The organism is Epilithonimonas hispanica (assembly GCF_003385395.1).
GTDB lineage: Bacteria > Bacteroidota > Bacteroidia > Flavobacteriales > Weeksellaceae > Epilithonimonas > Epilithonimonas hispanica.
In genome coordinates, this window is sequence record NZ_QNUG01000100.1 from 1 (window position 1) to 1,916 (window position 1,916).

At 31.7% G+C, this 1,916-nt stretch carries 3 protein-coding genes; all 3 read right to left on the minus strand.

Annotation, left to right across the window (positions count from 1 at the left end; genetic code table 11):
• Nucleotides 1-542: hypothetical protein (locus tag DRF58_RS17955; RefSeq protein WP_116037318.1), on the minus strand; the 542-nt coding region annotated here is incomplete at its 3' end.
• Nucleotides 543-652: 110 nt separating this feature from the next.
• Nucleotides 653-1,192 carry a YciE/YciF ferroxidase family protein gene (locus tag DRF58_RS17960; RefSeq protein WP_116037319.1) on the minus strand — a complete coding sequence of 180 codons (540 nt, stop codon included), beginning with the start codon at nt 1,190-1,192 and terminating at the stop codon, nt 653-655.
• Nucleotides 1,193-1,249: 57 nt separating this feature from the next.
• A complete protein-coding gene (locus tag DRF58_RS17965; RefSeq protein WP_116037321.1) occupies nt 1,250-1,756 on the minus strand; it encodes a CinA family protein in 507 nt (168 codons plus the stop codon).
• Nucleotides 1,757-1,916: the final 160 nt, after the last annotated feature.

Genomic DNA, 1,916 nt, shown 5'->3' on the forward strand with positions numbered 1-1,916 from the left:
AAAGTCACTATAAAATTTCTGACTAAAGTCCATATACCTTTATTCTTCGTATTGGGTATTTCATTTCGTCCATATATTCCCACTTTAATATAATCAATTCCTTTTTCAATAATGAATGTAGATGTTGCACTATCAGAATAAAAATGTTCTATATGTTTAGGATTTCCTTTAGGAGACGCAGAAGGTCTGCAGGTAATCAAATGTATTTCTTTTTCATCATTAGTTGTCAAAGTGATTTCATCGATTCTCACCCAGTCATAACCTTTTGAACCGACATTACCTGGACCGGGAATGTCAATTCTAATAAAATCACCGACCCGAGGATGCCTGTCTATATGCAATCCTAAAGAATTAAACAGGTTAAAGTCAGCAAAACCATTTCCTGAATAATCATTCCAGTAATTAATAGAGTAAAAACGATTTTTTAGAATGCTAAATTTATTATCTAATATTTCCGGTACAATAATGTTTTTCTGACTTTCTGTATCGTGAAATGATCCCTTATATTGTATTGGAACTCCTCGTATTGATTTTGCTTTCATACGGATCAGCTTTATTTTTTTGTAATTTAAAATTTCATTAGAAAAAATCAGAGAACAATTAATTGCTCTCTGATTGATATACTTCTAATAAAGAAAGCTTAGTAATTTATTTACTTAGCTTTTACATTCAAATTTGTATCAGCAAGCTTTGTCAATGACTTGTCGCATTGTTTTTCTTCTTCTAATGTGGCAAGTAGATTTTTTAATGCTACTTTTTCTTTCAACACTTTTGCAAAAGCAGCTAATGTTCCATAGGTGGCAATTTCATAGTGTTCAACTTTTTGAGAAGCGGCAATAATGCCGGCATCTCGTACAGTTCCCGGTTCTGTTTCCTTTAGAATACTATCGGCTTCGTCCAACAAACCCTGCATAGCATCACATTTTTTAGCCTGTGCTTTTTTACCCATAGATTTGAAACATTCTTCCAATCGGCTTACGTGTCCTTCAGTTTCTTTTAAATGTTGGACAATAGCATTTTTCAACTTCTCATTGGTAGCATTTTTGTGCATTTTTGGTAAGGCTTTTACCAATGCTTTTTCTGCCCAATAGATATCTTTGAGACCATCCTCAAAAAGATCTTTCAATTCTTTTGCAGCATCTTTTTTTGCCGGAGTTTTTCGTACAGTTGTCTTTTTTGCGGTAGTTGCCATAATTTTTTATTTAAATATTTTGAATTTAATATTTGCTATTTTAATGAATCCTTCATCCTAAGTTATTACTTCTAAATGATCTCTCTTTACTTCACATCTAAGACAACCAATAACATACTCCATAAAATAGTTTTGTGCATCAACCGCTTTTGTCATTGGATGAAGTTCAATCTTATCACTTCTGATGATTGTCCCTTTATAAGAAATACAGTAGTAAGCATAAATCTCACCGTTGGATTCTTCTACAGGTGTAGCAAATCCGGTTGTGGCAATTCCCCATTCTGTATTAAAAAGCTTAGCAACATTTATAGCCATTTGCTCACTAATATTTCTTGATACGCAGTTCGCAGATATAGCCTCGTCTTGATCAATATTTAATAGGTTGACTTTTTGTTCCAAATTATATGCAGTTAAGCCACCTTTATAGAATTGTTCCGCTTGAGGGATTTGCGAAAAAGCCATTTGCAGTGAACCCGAAGTAACACTTTCTGCTATTGAAATAGTTTCTTCTCTTTTAAGAAGATGCTGTCCAATATTATTTAATGTCAGGTTAGATGATTCCATAATAATATAATTTGAAGTGATTAAAAAAGAATAATTTAGTTCGATTCTTTAAAACAATTCTTCTGCCAAAACTTATCATCATTTCAAATTACATAATGAAATATTGTTTAAATTTTTTATGATTTGAATCACAATATATAACTCATTTACAATTAAATAA